Annotated in this window: 1 protein-coding gene; it reads right to left on the bottom strand. The window is 63.7% G+C overall.

Annotated elements, in window-relative coordinates; translation table 11 throughout:
• On the bottom strand, positions 1 to 889 hold an 889-nt coding region (locus HGP17_RS33360; RefSeq protein ID WP_348649020.1), incomplete at its 3' end, for a bifunctional methylenetetrahydrofolate dehydrogenase/methenyltetrahydrofolate cyclohydrolase.
• Positions 890 to 891: the final 2 nt, after the last annotated feature.

Raw genomic sequence — 891 nt, 5'->3', positions numbered from 1 at the left:
AAAACTTCGGCGGCTTTCTGCCGGCGGTGCGGTGGGCTGCGATGACGGTGTTGGCCATCAGCATGGCAATCGTCATCGGTCCGACACCGCCCGGAACCGGCGTGATCGCAGCCGCAACATCGGCGGCCTCCGCATAGGCGACATCGCCCACCAGCCGGCTCTTGCCCTCACCCCGTTCCGGCGCATCGATCCGGTTGATCCCGACGTCGATGACGGTCGCGCCGGGCTTGATCCAGTCCGCCTTGACCATTTCAGGACGGCCGACGGCTGCCACCAGAATATCCGCGCCGCGCGCGACCGACGCCAGATCCTTCGTTCGCGAATGTGCCGTCGTGACCGTCGCATTGGCATTGAGCAGCAGTTGTGCCATCGGCTTGCCGAACAGGTTGGAGCGGCCGATGACCACGGCATTTAGTCCAGACAGGTCCTCGCCGCGGATGCGCCGCACCAGAAGCATGGCGCCAGCCGGCGTGCAGGAGATCAGGCCGGTCTCGAGATCGCCGGTCGCCAGCTTGCCGGCATTGACGACATGCAGGCCGTCGACATCCTTTTCCGGCTTGATCGACTGGATGATCGCATCGGAATCCAGATGCTTGGGCAGCGGCAGCTGCACGAGAATGCCGTGGATGGATGCATCGTCATTAAGGGAGGCGACCAGGCCTGCGAGTTCACCTTGTGTCGTTTCCGCCGACAACGTGTGCTGGATGGAATTGAAGCCGCATTCCTTCGCCATGCGGCCCTTGGCGCCGACATAGGTGTGGCTTGCCGGATCGTCACCGACGATCACGACCGCAAGCCCGGTCTTCACACCGGTCTCCGCCTCAAGTCCCGCCGCCGCATTCTTGACCGCCTCGATCACCGAAGCCGCTGCAACCTTGCCATCGATCACTG

This window comes from Rhizobium sp. P38BS-XIX, from assembly GCF_012641435.1.
GTDB lineage: Bacteria > Pseudomonadota > Alphaproteobacteria > Rhizobiales > Rhizobiaceae > Rhizobium.
Note: the sequence above shows the minus strand (reverse complement) of the source record. Positions and strands in the feature narration are given on the sequence as shown.